21 protein-coding genes are annotated in these 15,882 nt (G+C 65.3%); 9 read left to right on the plus strand and 12 right to left on the minus strand.

Annotated features, from left to right (window positions below; all coding sequences use genetic code 11):
- Positions 1 to 91: 91 nt before the first annotated feature.
- Complete coding sequence (locus LDN95_RS14270) at positions 92 to 586, plus strand: phospholipase domain-containing protein (protein ID WP_226018262.1); 495 nt, start codon at positions 92 to 94, stop codon at positions 584 to 586.
- Between the two features lie 300 nt (positions 587 to 886).
- Here the strand turns inward: LDN95_RS14270 and LDN95_RS14275 are convergent, their stop codons facing one another.
- Positions 887 to 1,126 carry a hypothetical protein gene (locus tag LDN95_RS14275; protein WP_226018263.1) on the minus strand — a complete coding sequence of 80 codons (240 nt, stop codon included), beginning with the start codon at positions 1,124 to 1,126 and terminating at the stop codon, positions 887 to 889.
- Between the two features lie 124 nt (positions 1,127 to 1,250).
- On the minus strand, positions 1,251 to 1,409 hold the full coding sequence (locus LDN95_RS14280) for a hypothetical protein (RefSeq protein ID WP_226018264.1): 159 nt from the start codon (positions 1,407 to 1,409) through the stop codon (positions 1,251 to 1,253).
- A 321-nt stretch (positions 1,410 to 1,730) separates the two neighbouring features.
- On the opposite strand from LDN95_RS14280, the gene rfbA reads away from it, so the two are divergent.
- The 4 genes from rfbA to rfbB are packed head-to-tail and all read left to right on the plus strand — an operon-like array spanning position 1,731 to position 5,113.
- Positions 1,731 to 2,627: a glucose-1-phosphate thymidylyltransferase RfbA gene (gene rfbA / locus LDN95_RS14285; protein WP_226018265.1), complete on the plus strand. Its 897-nt coding sequence runs from the start codon at positions 1,731 to 1,733 to the stop codon at positions 2,625 to 2,627.
- Positions 2,624 to 3,205 (plus strand): dTDP-4-dehydrorhamnose 3,5-epimerase, encoded by a 582-nt coding sequence (gene rfbC, locus LDN95_RS14290; RefSeq protein ID WP_226018266.1) that lies wholly within the window; start codon positions 2,624 to 2,626, stop codon positions 3,203 to 3,205. Before rfbA ends, rfbC begins: the two co-directional genes overlap by 4 nt.
- Positions 3,202 to 4,059 carry a dTDP-4-dehydrorhamnose reductase gene (gene rfbD / locus LDN95_RS14295; protein WP_226018267.1) on the plus strand — a complete coding sequence of 286 codons (858 nt, stop codon included), beginning with the start codon at positions 3,202 to 3,204 and terminating at the stop codon, positions 4,057 to 4,059. The genes rfbC and rfbD overlap by 4 nt, the downstream gene beginning before the upstream one ends.
- Positions 4,052 to 5,113, plus strand: coding sequence for a dTDP-glucose 4,6-dehydratase (rfbB, locus tag LDN95_RS14300; RefSeq protein ID WP_226018268.1), 1,062 nt, complete (start codon positions 4,052 to 4,054; stop codon positions 5,111 to 5,113). The genes rfbD and rfbB overlap by 8 nt, the downstream gene beginning before the upstream one ends.
- Positions 5,114 to 5,174: 61 nt before the next feature.
- On the opposite strand, the gene LDN95_RS14305 is transcribed toward rfbB, so the two are convergent.
- A complete protein-coding gene (locus LDN95_RS14305; protein ID WP_226018269.1) occupies positions 5,175 to 5,786 on the minus strand; it encodes a TlpA disulfide reductase family protein in 612 nt (203 codons plus the stop codon).
- A 25-nt stretch (positions 5,787 to 5,811) separates the two neighbouring features.
- Here LDN95_RS14305 and argH point away from each other — a divergent pair, with 25 nt between their 5' ends.
- From argH to LDN95_RS14325, 4 genes are read left to right on the plus strand one after another with little or no spacing between them, the layout of a single operon-like run.
- Positions 5,812 to 7,233 carry an argininosuccinate lyase gene (gene argH, locus LDN95_RS14310; protein WP_226018381.1) on the plus strand — a complete coding sequence of 474 codons (1,422 nt, stop codon included), beginning with the start codon at positions 5,812 to 5,814 and terminating at the stop codon, positions 7,231 to 7,233.
- Complete coding sequence (locus tag LDN95_RS14315; protein ID WP_226018270.1) at positions 7,233 to 7,493, plus strand: hypothetical protein; 261 nt, start codon at positions 7,233 to 7,235, stop codon at positions 7,491 to 7,493. The genes argH and LDN95_RS14315 overlap by 1 nt, the downstream gene beginning before the upstream one ends.
- Before the next feature lie 26 nt (positions 7,494 to 7,519).
- The gene (gene lysA, locus LDN95_RS14320) at positions 7,520 to 8,779 is read left to right on the plus strand and encodes a diaminopimelate decarboxylase (RefSeq protein ID WP_226018271.1); all 1,260 of its coding nucleotides are present in this window, start codon (positions 7,520 to 7,522) and stop codon (positions 8,777 to 8,779) included.
- Positions 8,780 to 8,808: 29 nt separating this feature from the next.
- Entirely contained in the window at positions 8,809 to 9,597 is a 789-nt protein-coding gene (locus LDN95_RS14325) for a bifunctional precorrin-2 dehydrogenase/sirohydrochlorin ferrochelatase (protein WP_226018272.1), read from the plus strand.
- Here LDN95_RS14325 and LDN95_RS14330 read toward each other — a convergent pair.
- The 9 genes from LDN95_RS14330 to pyrE form a co-directional block, all read right to left on the minus strand.
- Positions 9,572 to 9,973 (minus strand): PaaI family thioesterase, encoded by a 402-nt coding sequence (locus LDN95_RS14330; RefSeq protein ID WP_226018273.1) that lies wholly within the window; start codon positions 9,971 to 9,973, stop codon positions 9,572 to 9,574. The genes LDN95_RS14325 and LDN95_RS14330 overlap by 26 nt on opposite strands.
- Entirely contained in the window at positions 9,970 to 10,386 is a 417-nt protein-coding gene (locus LDN95_RS14335; protein ID WP_226018274.1) for a PaaI family thioesterase, read from the minus strand. The genes LDN95_RS14330 and LDN95_RS14335 overlap by 4 nt, the downstream gene beginning before the upstream one ends.
- Before the next feature lie 131 nt (positions 10,387 to 10,517).
- On the minus strand, positions 10,518 to 10,985 hold the full coding sequence (gene ruvX / locus LDN95_RS14340) for a Holliday junction resolvase RuvX (protein ID WP_226018275.1): 468 nt from the start codon (positions 10,983 to 10,985) through the stop codon (positions 10,518 to 10,520).
- Positions 10,982 to 12,073, minus strand: coding sequence for a DUF3089 domain-containing protein (locus LDN95_RS14345; RefSeq protein ID WP_370631693.1), 1,092 nt, complete (start codon positions 12,071 to 12,073; stop codon positions 10,982 to 10,984). Before LDN95_RS14345 ends, ruvX begins: the two co-directional genes overlap by 4 nt.
- A 23-nt stretch (positions 12,074 to 12,096) precedes the next feature.
- Complete coding sequence (locus LDN95_RS14350; RefSeq protein ID WP_226018276.1) at positions 12,097 to 13,188, minus strand: AI-2E family transporter; 1,092 nt, start codon at positions 13,186 to 13,188, stop codon at positions 12,097 to 12,099.
- 36 nt (positions 13,189 to 13,224) lie between these two features.
- The gene (lepB, locus tag LDN95_RS14355; RefSeq protein ID WP_226018277.1) at positions 13,225 to 14,127 is read right to left on the minus strand and encodes a signal peptidase I; all 903 of its coding nucleotides are present in this window, start codon (positions 14,125 to 14,127) and stop codon (positions 13,225 to 13,227) included.
- Positions 14,124 to 14,540: a holo-ACP synthase gene (gene acpS / locus LDN95_RS14360; RefSeq protein ID WP_226018278.1), complete on the minus strand. Its 417-nt coding sequence runs from the start codon at positions 14,538 to 14,540 to the stop codon at positions 14,124 to 14,126. Before acpS ends, lepB begins: the two co-directional genes overlap by 4 nt.
- A complete protein-coding gene (locus LDN95_RS14365; protein ID WP_226018279.1) occupies positions 14,537 to 15,280 on the minus strand; it encodes a pyridoxine 5'-phosphate synthase in 744 nt (247 codons plus the stop codon). Before LDN95_RS14365 ends, acpS begins: the two co-directional genes overlap by 4 nt.
- Positions 15,277 to 15,861, minus strand: coding sequence for an orotate phosphoribosyltransferase (pyrE, locus tag LDN95_RS14370; protein WP_226018280.1), 585 nt, complete (start codon positions 15,859 to 15,861; stop codon positions 15,277 to 15,279). The genes LDN95_RS14365 and pyrE overlap by 4 nt, the downstream gene beginning before the upstream one ends.
- Between the last annotated feature and the right edge of the window lie 21 nt (positions 15,862 to 15,882).

Consider the following 15,882-nt stretch of genomic DNA (forward strand, 5'->3'; position numbering starts at 1 on the left):
TCGCAATCCCTCCCGGCTATGCTCGCGCCGGGCAATACCAGTCCATGTCACCATTCACTCCATCTCTTCGCAAAGAGGCGTGAATCACAACATGCTGGTATTGCTCAACAACTTTCGGATCAGGTTCTATGACGCGGCGAAACCGGAGCAGGTGCCTGCCCGCTATACTGTCGGCCCGGATCAGCAACTGGCCCATCTTATCGATGGTACTGCGGCGCTGGTTGATCTGTTTGTGCTTGGCCCCAACGGATTTCACCGCCGCTTGACCGGACGCAGCGATCTGTTTTCGGTCAGCGTTGAGGTCGGCGCCGCCGGTGCGTCGTTCCTGCGTTTCGAAAATCTTGGCGATGGGGCGCAAGTAATCGCAATGACCGACCGCGCCTATGGCGCAGCGCCCGCTACGGTCACGCTGGGTGGCCGCGAGGTCCGCAGCGTCCGTCTCGACTTGTCGGGCAGTCATGGCTGGTACGACCGGCAATTCGCGTCTGGCGGTCAGACCTGGCGCATCGCCGGGCATGTCGAGGATGGGAAGGGGTCTTACTCCGATCCCGCAGCGGGTGGTGCAGGGCCGCTTGTGGTGGCCTGATCGGACTGGAATTGCCGGTGCGCCTTGCAGTCAGGCGAAGCGGCAGTTGATCTGTCGGGGTGGCAGCACCGGGATTGCTGGCGTTTGCTGAAATCGGGCGTTGGTGGTGCCATGGGCGCAACGGTGTCGAACAACCAGCCCGTGGTGTCGAACCACCAGCCCGTTGACTGAAGCGCAACCGAGCAAACGCCCTACGTGGATCAAATGAAAAGCCCGGCAACTCCATTCGGAGTGCCGGGCCTTCACAGCTCAAGTGATTTGCCGTAGGTTGCAGGAAAACCCGCAACCATCAACAAGCGATCACTTCGACTTGGTAACTTCCACGATGCCGACGGTGGCAACGGTCAGGCCGCCAGCGACGAGCAGAAGCGGACCAGCTTCAAGAGCGTTGTTCTTGCGCTTCACGGCAGTGGCGTGACGCATGGCAGTCAGCGAGTATGCAGGAGCAACAACCGAAGCACGGGTTGCAGCGCTGGCGACCACCGGGGTGGCCAGAACGGAGGCAGCGGCAAGGACCGTTGCGATGCGCGAAAAGGTCATGTTTCAAACTCCCCTGTCGATCACCATGACCGCCCAGATGCATTGGGGATACCGCATCGCGGCATGATTCGCAAGAATTCTTAGTAAAGTTTCGCGGGCACTCCTTAATAGGGTGATGAAGTCCTTAATGAGTGCCCAGTCTGATCGCGCCTTTTGTTGTTTCAACCCCAACGCTGGCGGCATTCGAACGCCGCTCGGCACCTAATGAAACTGCCGATATCTGCTGCATTTTCCGTTGCAAGCCAACCATCGCCACAATCGCGTCGTCCAGCTGCGGCATCATGAGCGGACAGGGAAATCTCTGCCGCACTGCAGCATTGCTGCGTCGCAAAATGACGCACATTTAGGGATTTCGAAGCTGGCTGCCCCATTGGAGCGCGCTGGTGCCCGACGCGCCTTGCGGCTTCTGAGTTATCTTCAGCGAGATGGTTCAGGATTCGCGGCTTCTGTGGCTTGACCGGCGACCGCAGTGCGGCAACAGCGTGTGCGAGCTCCTTTGCTTGGGCAGCGTTGTGCACCTGCGATGGCCGCGGCTGGTTGGCTGATGGCGGCATGCAGGTCGGGATACCGGCCGGCTTCGGCCGAAACCGAATGGAAAGTAGGGATGTTTGTGACTGCAACACGCAAAGGCATCATTCTGGCGGGCGGTTCGGGAACCCGGCTCTACCCCCTGACCCGCGGCGTCTCGAAACAATTGATGCCGGTATTCGACAAGCCGATGATCTACTATCCGCTCAGTACGCTGATGCTGGCGGGTATTCGCGAAATCCTGATCATCACCACACCCGAAGATTCGGTGCAATTTCGTCGCGTGCTGGGTGACGGTTCGGATTGGGGCCTTTCGCTCAGTTATGCCGAGCAGCCCAGACCCGAAGGGCTGGCGCAGGCCTTTCACATCGGCGCCGACTTCCTTGCCGGCGCGCCAAGCGCCCTGGTGCTGGGCGACAACATCTTCTACGGTCATGGACTGCCCGCGCTGCTGGCCAACGCCAATGCGCGCGCCGAAGGCGCCAGCGTTTTCGCTTACCGTGTCACCAACCCCGAAGCCTATGGTGTTGTCGCTTTCGATGAGGCGGGCCGGGCGATTTCGATCGAGGAAAAGCCGGTCGCGCCCAAATCCAACTATGCGGTCACCGGCCTGTACTTCTATGACGGTACCGTGGTTGATCGCGCACGCGACCTTGCGCCGTCGCCACGCGGCGAACTGGAGATCACCGATCTCAATCGTCTGTACATGGATGATGGTGCGCTGTCGGTCGAGATCATGGGCCGTGGCTTCGCCTGGCTCGATACCGGCACCCATGCATCGCTGATCGATGCGGGGCTTTATGTGCGCATCACCGAAGAGCGGCAGGGGCTGAAAATCTCGTGCCCCGAGGAAATCGCATGGCGGCAGGGTTTCATCACCGATGACCAGTTGCGGGCCATCGCCCAACCCTTGCGCAAGTCGGGCTATGGCGAATACTTGCTGCAAATGCTCGTCCAGAAAGGCCCGCTGTGAACATTATCGAAACGTCGTTGCCGGGCGTGTTGATCCTTGAGCCAAAGGTGTTCGGCGATGAACGCGGCTTCTTTCTGGAAAGCTGGAACGCCGATGTCTTTGCCAGGCTGGGCTTGAACCTGAATTTCGTCCAGGACAATCACAGCCGCTCGCAAAAGGGCGTGTTGCGGGGCATGCATTTCCAGAACCCGGCGCCGCAAGGCAAACTGGTGCGCGTGGTGCGCGGCGCGGTGTTCGATGCGGTGGTCGATCTGCGGCGATCTTCGCCCACGTTCGGCCAGTGGACCGGGGTGACGCTTTCGGCCGAGAACAAGCGCCTGTTCTGGGTGCCCGAAGGCTTCGCGCACGGCTTCCTGACGCTCGAGGACGATACCGACTTCCTCTACAAGTGCACTTCGGCCTATTTGCCGACCAACGAGCACAGTCTGGCCTGGGATGACCCGACGGTGGGCATCGAATGGCCGCTTGACGGGATCGAGCCCAAGCTTTCAGCCAAGGACAGGCAGGGGACGCCGTTTGCCGATGTGGCGGCGTTCGCAGATTCGGCCACGTCCGCAGATTCGGCCACGTCCGCATGAAGGCGATCGTGACGGGCATTTCCGGTCAGGTCGGCAAGGCTTTGCTGGCCGCAGCGCCTGCCGACTGGACGGTCGTCGGCGTGGATCGCGGCGCGTTGAACCTTGCTGACCCTGCGGCGATTGCCCGGCTGGTCGCGGCCGAACGGCCCGATCTGGTGTTCAACCCCGCGGCCTATACCGCCGTCGACCGTGCCGAGAGCGAGCCCGAACTGGCACTGGCGATCAACGGCGCTGCGCCGCTTGCAATTGCCGATGCCTTGGCCAGCCATGGTGGGCGACTGGTGCAGGTTTCCACCGATTTCGTGTTCGATGGCACCGGCGGTCATGGTTATCGTCCCGATGATGCGCGCAACCCGCAATCGGTCTATGGCCGAACCAAGGCTGCGGGTGAGGACGGCGCGGGCGATCGGGCAATCATCGTGCGCACCAGTTGGGTGCATGCGGCCAGAGGCGCCAATTTCGTCCGCACGATGCTGCGCCTGATGCGTGAGCGCGACGAACTGCGCGTCGTCGCCGACCAGATCGGCTCGCCGACCTGGGCCAGCGGGCTTGCCGCAACCTTGTGGGGGCTGGCACTGCAAGGCCAGCCGGGTATCTGGCATCATCGTGACGCCGGGGTGGCCAGTTGGTACGACTTTGCCGTGGCAATCGGCGAAGAAGCGCTGGCGCTGGGCTTGCTCGATAGCGTTCCCCGCATCGTCCCGATCGCGACCACCGATTACCCGACACCGGCAAAGCGCCCTGCGTTCTCCGTGCTTGATGTTACCGCCACGCGCGCTGCGCTGGGCGATACGCACGTCCATTGGCGCACGAACCTCCGCGCCATGCTCATCGAGGAAAAGACTTTTGGCTAATTTGCTTGTCACCGGCGGTGCCGGTTTCATCGGCGGCAATTTCGTCCATTACTGGGCAGAAACGCACCCCGATGACGCCGTTATCGTGCTCGATTCGCTGACTTATGCAGGCAATGCATCGACGATTGCCGGGGTGGAGCAGGCCCAATTGGTGGTCGGCGACATCCGCGACACAACGCTTGTCGAAACGCTGCTGCGCGATCGCGGCATCGCGACGATCGTGCATTTTGCCGCCGAAAGCCATGTCGACCGCTCGATAACCGGGCCGGACGCGTTCATCGAGACGAACATTCTGGGCACCAACAGTCTGCTCAAGGCGGCGCGCAAGGTGTGGCTGGACGAAGGCAGCGGGCGCGAGCACCGCTTCCACCACATCTCGACCGACGAGGTGTTCGGCTCGCTCGGGCCAAGCGATCCGGCGTTCAGTGAAACCACCGCCTATGCGCCCAATTCGCCCTATTCGGCCTCGAAAGCCTCGTCCGATCACCTCGTTCGTGCCTATCACCACACGTACAAGTTGCAGACCACGACGACGAACTGCTCGAACAACTACGGTCCGTATCAGTATCCTGAAAAGCTGATTCCGTTGTTCCTGCTCAACGCGCTGTCGGGCAAGCCGCTGCCGATCTACGGCGACGGCATGAATGTGCGCGACTGGCTGCATGTCGAGGACCACTGCCGCGGGATCGAGGCGACGCTGGCGCGCGGAGTGGTGGGCGAAACCTACAACATCGGCGGGGGCGAGGAACTGCCCAATCTGGCGGTAATCGACCGGATCTGCGCTGAAGTGGATCGCGCTTTTGCCGAGATCGCGGGGCTTGCCGAACGCTACCCCGATGCGCCGGCGGCCAAGGGACGCAAGACGGCCGAGCTCAAGACTTTTGTCGAGGACCGCAAGGGCCATGACCGCCGCTATGCCATCGACGAACGCCGGGCCAAAGCCGAACTGGGCTATGTGCCGCAGCACGATTTTGCCGGTGGTCTTGCCGGGACGCTGCGCTGGTACCTGAACAACGAAGCGTGGTGGCAGCCGCTGCTCGGCCGCAAGGGCTGAGTGGGGCGCGGCGCTCGCAGGGCTCCCCGGCCGCTTTGGCCGGGGGCCGACGCAAGCGCCGTCAGCCGCCCACGACAGCTTTCACCAGCTCATCGGTCTGCGCGCTCGACCAGTCGTGGCCGCCGACCATGCGCCACACTTCCTTGCCGTCCTTGTCATAGAGCACGGTCGTCGGCAGTACGCCGGTGTTGTAGTGCGATGACAGCGCGTTGTCGGGGTCCAGCCAGGGGTGCAGCCGGACAAACTTCTTCTGCGCGAACAAGGCGCTGATCTTGTCCTTCTGGCCCAGATCCTGCGACACGGCGAGCACGGTCAGCTTGCCGTCGTACTTGGCGGCCAGTGCCTCGATCGTCGGCATCTCGATGACGCAGGGGCCGCACCAGGTCGCCCACAAGTTGATCAGCACCGGCTTGCCCTTGAGGTCGGCCAGACGAAGCTTTTGCCCGGCCGGATCGGCGAAGGTCAGGTCGGGCATGGCCGCGCCCTTGGCCGAAGTATCGAGCTTGCCGGTGAACGCTTCACCGGCCGCAGGGTCGGCATTTGCAGCCGCAGCGCCCGATTCGCTGGCGGCGGCTGACGCAGGCGGTTGCGCAGGCGCGGCTCCTTGCCTATCGCACCCCCCGGCCAGCATGGCGAACGGCAGCAGCATCAGGGCGGGTGAACGCAGGGACATGAGCGACAAATCGGGCTCCAACCAGATGTGGGGCGGCCGTTTCGCGGCCGGCCCGTCTTCTATCATGCGCGAGATAAACGCCTCGATTCCCTTCGACAAGGTATTGTGGGGGCAAGACATCGCCGCGTCCAAGGCGCATGTGGCGATGCTGGCGGCGCAGGGCATCGTGGCGCAGGCCGATGCCGAGGCGATTTCCGGCGGGCTCGATCAGGTTGCCGCCGAATACGCCGAAAACGGGGTGCCGGAGGACTGGGATCTCGAGGACATCCACATGACCACCGAAAGCCGGCTGGCCGAGCTGATCGGCCCGGTCGCCGGGCGCCTGCACACCGCGCGCAGCCGCAACGATCAGGTGGCCACCGACTTCCGCCTGTGGGTTCGCGATGCGCTCGACCAGACCGATGCGGGCCTGCGCGCCCTGCAAGTGGCGCTGGTGACGCGGGCGGGCGAGCATGCCGACACCATCATGCCCGGCTTCACCCATCTGCAGACCGCGCAGCCGGTCACGCTGGGCCACCATCTGCTGGCCTATTACGAGATGACCGCGCGCGACCGTTCGCGCATTGCCGATGCGCGGGCGCGGATGAACCAGTGCCCGCTGGGAGCCGCCGCGCTGGCCGGGACCGGCTTTCCGATCGACCGCTTCGCCACGGCGGCCGCGCTCGGCTTTGACCGCCCGACCGACAACAGCCTCGATTCGGTGTCGGACCGTGACTTTGCGCTCGATTTCCTGATGGCTGCGGCGCAGATTTCGCTGCATCTGTCGCGGCTGGCCGAGGAGTTCATCCTGTGGGCGAGCCAGCCGTTCGGCTTCGTCGCGCTGCCCGACAGCCTGTCGACCGGCAGTTCGATCATGCCGCAGAAGAAGAACCCCGATGCCGCCGAACTGGTGCGGGGCCATTCCGGGCGGATCGTCGGTGCGCTGACCAGTCTGATGATCACCATGAAGGGGCTTCCTCTGGCCTATTCCAAGGACATGCAGGACGACAAGCCGCCGGTGTTCGAGGCGGCGAGCCTGCTGGCGCTGTCGATCGCGGCAATGACCGGGATGGTAGCTGAGGCAACCTTCCGCACCCAGCGCATGCGCGCGGCGGCCGAACTGGGTTATGCCACCGCGACCGATCTGGCCGACTGGCTGGTGCGGCAGGCAAACATCCCCTTCCGCGAGGCGCACCACATTACCGGCAGCGCGGTGAAACTGGCGGAAAGCCGGGGCATCGCGCTCGACCAGTTGCCGCTCGCCGACCTGCAGGCGATCGATCCGCGCGTCGACGAGCGTGTCTATGCCGCGCTTTCGGTCGAAGCGTCGGTGGCCGCGCGCGCCAGCCATGGCGGAACCGCACCGGTCGAGGTAAGGAAGCGCGTGGCTGCCGCGCGCGCAGTGCTGGAACTGCCCGCGTTAGGAATGCCAGTGTTAGGAATGCCAGTGTTAGGAATGGAGGCGTGATGAACCGTTCGCGTGCCGTGCTGACCTCGATGATCCTTGTTCTCGGACTTGGAGGACTGAGTGCGTGCGGCAACAAACGCGAACTCAAACCGCTTGCGGGTCGTCCGCTGCCCGATGCGCCCTATGGCCGGGGCAATCAGCCGAGCCCGGACGATCTGCTGAAAACGCCGGTTCAGGCCAAACCTGAACGCAGCGTCGAGTTGCGCAGCCGCTCGCAAGAGCGCGAGGACGACCCCTACGACCTCCCGCCCGAAAACTGATTCCCTGCTTTTTCAAGAGTTTCCCGATGGACCACTTCCACATCCGTGACGGCGTACTGCATGCCGAAGACCTGCCCTTGCCCGCGATTGCCGAGGCAGTGGGCACGCCGGTCTATGTCTATTCGCGCGCCACGCTGACCCGCCACGCCCGCGTGTTCCGCGATGCGCTGGGCGTTTTGCCCGACAAGCGCATCGCCTTTGCGGTCAAGTCCAACCCCAACCTTGCGGTGCTGCGGGTGCTGGCGGCCGAAGGCTATGGCGCCGATGTGGTGTCGGTGGGCGAGATGGAGCGCGCGCTGGCGGCCGGTATTCCCGCCGAAGGCATCGTGTTTTCAGGCGTGGGCAAGACCGCCGCCGAACTTGCCCGTGCGCTGGAAGCCGGGATCGGCCAATTCAACCTCGAAAGCGAGGAAGAGGGGCTGGAACTGGCGGAGATCGCTGTCGGACTGGACAAGATCGCCGCGGTCGCGCTGCGCGTAAACCCCGATGTCGATGCCGGAACGCACGGCAAGATCTCCACCGGCAAGGCCGAGAACAAGTTCGGCGTGCCCTTCGACCGGGCGGCGGCGATCTATGCCCGGCTGGCCAGCACGCCGGGCTTGCAGGTGCGCGGCCTTGCCATCCACATCGGCAGCCAGCTTTCCAGCCTTGCGCCGCTCGAGGCTGCCTTCACCAAGATCGGCGGGCTGATGCGGGCCATCCGCGCAGGGGGCCATGCGGTCACGCACATGGACCTGGGCGGCGGCGTAGGCGTGCCGTACAAGGCGGGCGAGGTATTTCCGCAGCCTGAGGACTATGCCGCGATGGTGGCGCGCGTGACCGCCGACTGGGGCGTGACGCTGATGTTCGAACCCGGCCGGGTGATCACCGGCAATACCGGGGTTCTGGTGACGCAGGTGGTCCGGGTCAAGGAAGGTGTCGGCGCGCCCTGGGTGGTGGTCGATGCGGCGATGAACGACCTTGTCCGCCCGGCGATGTACGATGCATGGCATGATTTCGAGGCGGTGCGGCCGGATGGTGAGACTTTTGTCGCCAACGTCGTGGGGCCGATCTGCGAATCGAGCGACACCTTTGCCATGGGCCGCACGATCGACCGGATGAAGCGCGGCGATCTGGCGGTGTTCCGCACCGCCGGCGCTTATGGCGCGACGATGGCCAACACCTACAACTCGCGCCCGCTGGTGCCCGAAGTGATGGTCGATGGCGAGAAGTGGGCAGTAGTGGCCGACCGCATCGAGCCCGCCACGATCCTTGCCGCCGAACGGGTGCCCGAATGGCTCGCTTGATCGCGGTGGTGATCGGGGACAGTTGAGCGATGCTGCACAGTCTGCCCCTTTTCCATCGTCTCACCGGCCAGCCGGTCATCGTGCTTGGCCATGGCGAGGCGGCTGAGGCCAAGCGGCGGCTGGTACAGCGCGCCGGGGGGCAGGTGGTCGAGGATCTGGCCGAGGGCATCGATACCGGCGCGCGGCTGGCCTTCATCGCGCACGAGGATGAAGGCGCGGCGCGGGCCGATGCCATACGCGCACGCGGCGCCGGATTGCTGGTCAACGTGGTGGACCGTCCCGAACTGTGTGATTTCACCACGCCATCGCTGGTCGATCGTGATCCGGTGATCATCGCGGTCGGCACCGGTGGCGCCTCGGCGGGACTGGCCAAGGCGCTGCGGCTGCGGCTGGAGCGCCTGCTACCGCAAGGTCTGGGCGCTTTGGCCGATGCCCTGTTTCGCGCGCGTGGTGGCATGCGCAGCCGCTGGCCGACCGGTAGCGAACGTCGGCGCGCGCTCGATGCGGCGTTGGACGAAGGCGGGGCGCTCGACCCGTTGCGTGAACAGGCCGGGGATGCGGTGTCCGGCTGGCTGGCGGGCGATGCGGCGGCCGATGCCGGCACATTTGCCATTGCCTTGCGCAGCGCCGATCCCGATGACCTGACCCTGCGTGAGGCGCGCTGGTTGGGGCAGGCCGACGCGGTGGTCGCGGGCCCCGGTGTGCCGGGCGCCATTCTTGCCCGCGCGCGTGCCGATGCGGCGCGGCTCTCGCCCGCCGATCCACTACCCGATCAGGGCATCGTCGTGCGGATCAGCGCGGCCTCAGCAGGAAATTGACCCAGCAACTGGCGATCGGTTTCGACCGGTCGTCCTGCCACGCTTCGGCGCGCACGTTGGCCACGCGGCGCCCGGCGCGCAGCACTTGGCCCGCAGCCTGAATCTGGCGGGGCAGGCCCGCGCGCAGATATTCGATGCTGATGTTGACGGGCTTGATCCGCACTTGCGCGTCCTCAGCCCCCAAGGCGGCATGCAGCGCGGCATAGGCGGCCATCTCGAGCAAACCGCCGATGGCACCGCCATGCAGGTATCCCGGACGCCCCTCGGCGCGATCGGAATAGTCCAGCGCGATCACCGGCGCGCCATCGGCCTCGATCGCTTCGATGCGCATGCCCATCGCGATGGCATAAGGTGGCAGGGTGGGATGGTCGCTCATGGGCGGGCCCCCTCGGTTTCGCCGACGATGATGAAGATCCCGGCCGCATGCGCCACCGGATCGTTGATGTCGCCATCGTGGGCAATGGCGCGAACGAACGCCATCGACTTGCGCAACTGGTAACATTCGCCGCGCGCCACGATGGTCCGGCCGGGCACCGCGGCGCGGACATAGTCGATGCGCAGATCCAGCGTCACTTGCGGACGAAACGCGCCGTGCCGCACCCAGGCAGAGATCGAGGTGGCGTTGTCGAGCAGGCTGATGATCGGGCCCGACGCGATCACGCCGGTTTCGGTGTCGCCGACCAGCTCCTCTTTCCAGGGCAGCGTCAATTCGATCCAGTCGGGGCCGTGATCCTGATAGCCGATGCCCAGAAAGCCGTTGTGCCCGCGCGATCCGATGAATTTTGCCATCCTCGACGGATCGAACTCAGCACCGGACGGTATGCCGGGCGACGACGGTTGGGGAGGTGATGTTTCTACCATGCCTCTGTCCTGCCGGTCCGGGTCGTCACAAGCAACGACAATCTTAATCGGACAGTTAATCAGAACGCCGCCCCGACCAGCGCATCGATCGCCCCTTGCAGGATCAGCGCGGCAGCGTGGGAGTCGATCCGGGTGGCGCGCTTGGCCCGGCTGAAATCCTGCTCGATCATCGCGCGCTCGGCGGCTTGCGTGGTCCAGCGCTCGTCCCACAGCAGGATCGGCAGGCCCAGATCGACCAGATTGCGGGCGAGTGCGCGCGAGGACTGGCTGCGCGGACTCTCGCTGCCATCCATGTTGAGCGGCAGGCCGATAACCAGCGCCTTGACGTCCCGCTCGGCGATGATCGCGGCAAGCTCGGCCTTGTCGGCGGTGAACTTGCGCCGGACGATGGTCTTGCCCGCCGTGGCGAAACGCCAGTCGGGATCGCACAAGGCCACGCCGATGGTCTTGGTGCCGGGGTCAAGGCCCATGAGCATCCCGCCGGATGGCAAGGCTGCGCGCAATTCGGCAACCGACTGGGTGATCATCGCGCACGCTCCCATGCCGCAACGCGCCGCTCGACATCGGCGCGGACATTGGCCCAGAACAGCGGGATGTCATAGACGTGGTAGTTGTTGCCCGGCAGCACGTATTGGCCAAGGCTGGGGGCATCGCCGATCAGCAACAGGCCGGTGGCCGGATCGCAGCGGGCGGGGACCGCGCGGGCGATCATCTTGCGCGATAGCCAGTCATCCCCGGGCACCAGCGTGCCAAGGTTGGCGCTTGCCGGGGCCGCAGGGGCACTGCCGCCGTTGAGCGGATTGGTGCACAAGGTCGCTGCTTCGCGCGCCGTGCTGCCATCCAGCGGCGGGTAGTGGCGGAACGAATCGCGCAGCATCGCCGGATCGGCGGGTTCGGCAAAGCTCATCCAGCTCATCGCGCAGGCCGTCTGGTCGGGTGCGGTGCAGGCGACCAGACCGGTCCGGGGCAGGTCATGGCGCACCGATACCGGCCAGCCGATGATGTAGGCCGCCACGATCCGGCGCGACAGCGGGGTGCCGTTCACCCGCTGCTGGAGCAGGTGGAGCAGGTGCACCGCCCCCTGACTGTGCCCGACCAGCACGATCGGTGCATCCGCCGGAGCCTGTCGGACAAAGGCGTCGAACGCCAGCACCACGTCGCGATAGGCGGCATCCAGCGCCTGCTTCGAATCGGGCTTGTCGGTCAGAAAACTGCCGAATGCGGCCTGACGATAACGCGGCGCCCAGATGCCACCCACGGCGTTGAACGGGCTGGCCATCACCTGCACGAACAGATTGGCGCGGCCCTTCGAATCGGGGTCATCGACGCTTGCGTTCCAGTGGTCGCGCGCCAGCAGGCTGGTGGGGTGGATGAAGAATACCGCAGCGTGACCAGCCGGCTTGCGCGCGATCCCTTCGGGCAGGAAGCGCGCTGGATCGGTCGGCAGATCGGGCCGTGCGATCCATGCCGCCGGTTTGTCATAGGCATCGGCGGCCAGCGGGGGCAGCGCCACGAAATGGCCCTGCGGAACAAAGGCCATGCGCGTAAGGTCCGCCGCCCAGAAGCGCAGTGCCAGCAGCGCTGCCAGCACCACCACGATCAGGATCGCGATCACATAGAGAAAGCGGCGGGCCAGAGTCAGTCCTCTTCGGGCGGAGTTGCGCGCTGTCGATGATTGCGCTCGGCCTGCTTTTCAAGCGCGATCTTGAGCATCGCCACCAGCGGATCGGCCAGAATCAGGCCAAGGATGCCGAACATCACGCCAAATATGAGCTGCGCGCCCAGCACCAGCGCGGGGGCAAGGTCGGCGGCCTTCTTGGCGATCATCGGCACCACGATGTTGCCATCGACCGTCTGCACCACAAGGTAGACCGCGATGCAGTACAGCCCCATGTTGGTGCCGCCCGAAAAGCCGACGAGGATCATCAGCACGCCCGATATGGGCGCTCCGATATTGGGCAGAAACGCGAGCAAGCCGGTCAAAAGGCCCAGCAGCGCGGCCATCGGCACGTTCTGGTACCATAGCAACAGCCACGTCGCGATACCTTCGCTGGCCATGCCGACAAGCCGTCCGAACAGCAGCATGCGCAACGAACGGCCCATGCGATGGGCGGTGCCGTGCCAGCTTTCGCGGATGTCGACGGGCAGCAGCCACGCCAGACCGCGCTGATAAATGTCGGGCTCCAGCACGAAATAGATGCCCAGAATCACGATCAGGAAGGCGGTGGTGAAACCGCCGACGATGCCGCCCAGCGCGCGCGTGACCGGACCCACTCCGCCGATCAGTTGTTCTGCCACCTTCGAGACATCGAACTGTTCGACGAACAGGCCATGCCTGTGCGCCAGATTGAACAGTTGCTGGCTTTGCGACTGGATGATCGCGGGAAGTTGCGCGGCCTGCTGGGCAATCTGATTGCCGCCAAAGATCACCAGCCATACCAGAAACCCGACCGCGCCCAACAGCACGATCACGATTCGCAGCGGGCGGGGGGCCGGTAGCACCCGCGCCAGCAGCCGTTGGCCCCCGTCGATCATCGCGGCAAACACGATCCCGCCGAAGATCACCAGCAGCGGTTGAGCCAGCAGCACCACCAGCGCCATCAGGCCCGCCATGCCGAGCCAGACCGCCGCCTTCTTCGCCTCGCGCTGGACCAGCCCGCTACCGATGTCGGTCGGCCCGGACATCGGCCTTTCCACCGCTGTATCGCCGTCTTCAATCATGGTTCGCATCGGTCTCCTGAATGCTTGCACGCCTTGACTACCGCCTCAGCGGTGATCCGGTCGAGGCGATACGATCGGAGGTCGCAGCTTGTTCCACGCGCGCCCCGACCGCAAGGCCTTGGCCCAGCCGAGCGGGTTCCAGCTTTCGCTGCCGTCGAACGAGAATGTCACGAACTCCGCCCGTCCGCCGACATCGGCCAGCGGCACCGGCCCGCCCAACCCGCGCTCGAACACGGGCGCGCGGCTGTCTGCCGAATGGTCGCGGTTGTCGCCCATCAGGAACACGTAGTCGGGCGGAACCGTGATCTCGGCATAGTTGTCGAGCGGCTGGTCGGTGTGGTCGATGATGCGATAGGTTGCGCCGTTGGGCAGGGTTTCGCGATAGATCGGCAGTTCGCAGAACAGTCGCCCGTTGGCGGCACGAAAACGCAAGCCCGGAAACTCGCCCGGATCGCAAGGCTGGTTGGCATCGACCGGCAGGTCGAGCGGGGCTTCGGCTACTTGCGGCACCGGCTTGCCGTTCAGGATGATGTGCCCGCCGACCACGGCTATGCGATCGCCGGGCAGGGCGACCACGCGTTTGATATAGTCCTCGTCACGGTCGGGCGGCACGACGATCACGATGTCGCCATATTCGGGTGTGCGCGCAAACAGGCGCGTGGTCGACCGCGGCAGCACGTGGAACGAAGCCGAGACCCAGCTCCATCCGTAGGGGTACTTCGAGACGACCAGCCGATCGCCCACCAGCAGGTTCGGCATCATCGAGATCGACGGGATGTAGAACGGCTTGGCCATGAAGCTGTGGAACAAAACCACCACCAGCAGCATCGCCAGCAAGCCGCGCAGTTCGATCAGCCAGTTGGTGCCGGGCGATGGAGGTGCCGGTTCGGGCACCGCTACCGTGTCAGGCCGCCCTGGACCGGGTTCCTGGGCCTGATCGTCGGTCATGTGGCAGGAACTGCCAACGGCCGCGCCTCGATCACCACGAAGGCCTGCGCCCAGGGATGGTCGTCGGTCAGGGTCAGATGGACGATCGCTTCATGCCCGGCGGGCGTAATCGCTGCCAGCCGCGCGGCGGCGCCACCGGTAAGCGCAAGCGTTGGCGCGCCCGAGCGGGCGTTGACGACGCCGATGTCCTTCATGAACACCCCGGCCTTGAAACCGGTGCCCACCGCCTTGGAAAAGGCTTCCTTGGCGGCAAAGCGCTTGGCCAGCGTGCCTGCCTTGGTCAGTGGCCTGCGCGCGGCCTTGGCCTGCTCGACGTCGGTGAACACGCGCTGTTCGAAGCGCTGGCCGAAGCGCTCCAGCGAATGGGCGATCCGCTCGATGTTGCACAAGTCGGAGCCCAGCCCGATGATCATCGGGCCGCGTCCATCAACTCGCGCATCCGCAGCACCGCTGTTTCCAGCCCGCAGAAGATCGCCTCGCCGATCAGGAAGTGGCCGATGTTCAATTCGGCCAGTTGCGGGATCGCCGCGACCGGCTGGACATTGTCATACGTAAGGCCGTGTCCGGCATGTGGCTCGATGCCATTGACGGCTGCCAGCGCGGCCATGTCGGTCAGCCGCTTCAGTTCGCTGGCCACGGCCTCGCCTTGCGCATGCGCATATTCGCCGGTGTGCAGTTCCACCACCGGCGCACCCAGCCTTGCCGCTGCCTCGATCTGGCGCGGTTCGGGTGCGATGAACAGGCTCACCCGGATGCCGGCATCGGCCAGCCGCGCGACGATGGGGGCCAGCCGGTTGTGCTGGCCGGCAGCGTCAAGGCCGCCCTCGGTCGTGCGCTCCTCGCGCCGCTCGGGCACGATGCAGGCAGCGTGCGGCCGATGGCGCAGCGCGAAGGCGACCATCTCGTCGGTCGCCGCCATCTCGAAGTTGAGCGGCAGGTTGGTTGCCGCCTGGATGCGCGCGATATCGTCGTCGCGGATGTGGCGCCGATCCTCGCGCAAGTGCGCCGTGATGCCATCACCGCCGACCCGCGCGACGATTTCCGCCGCGCGCACCGGATCGGGATGCTCGCCGCCGCGGGCATTGCGGATGGTCGCCACGTGGTCGATGTTGACGCCCAGCCGCAAGCGGGCCGGGGTGAACAGCGCGCTCACGCTGCGGCTCGACTGCCCGGCTTGATCGCCGGGATCGCCGCCAGTTCGGGGGGCAGTTCGTCGGACGCATAAGTCGGGAAGTTGAGCGTCACGAGCGGGTGGAACGGCACGCCCAGATCGACCGCACCGGCGGACCGATCGACCAGCGCGGCGCCGGCGATGACCTTGCCGCCCGCTTCCTCGATGGCACGGATCGCCTCGCGGCTCGACAAACCGGTGGTGACCACGTCCTCGACCATCAGCACGCGCTCACCGGGTTGCAGGGTGAAGCCGCGACGCAGTTCGAACGTGCCGGTGGGGCGCTCGACGAACAGCGCCTCAACCCCCAGCGCGCGGCCCATTTCGTGGCCGATGATCACGCCGCCCATTGCGGGCGAGACCACTTTCTGGATCTGCTGGCGCAAGTCACGCGGCAGTTTTGCCGCAAGCGCACCGGCCAGCCGCGAGGCGCGCATCGGGTCCATCAACACCCGCGCGCACTGCAGATAATGGGCGCTGTGCCGCCCCGAAGAGAGCAGGAAATGCCCTTCGAGCAACGCCTGGCTGGCGCGGAATTCGGCAAGGATCTCGTCGTCGTTCATGCCCGCTCCGTCCTGACCCCT

The sequence above is a fragment of the Novosphingobium sp. FKTRR1 genome, assembly GCF_020404405.1.
In the GTDB taxonomy this organism is placed as follows: Bacteria; Pseudomonadota; Alphaproteobacteria; order Sphingomonadales; family Sphingomonadaceae; genus Novosphingobium.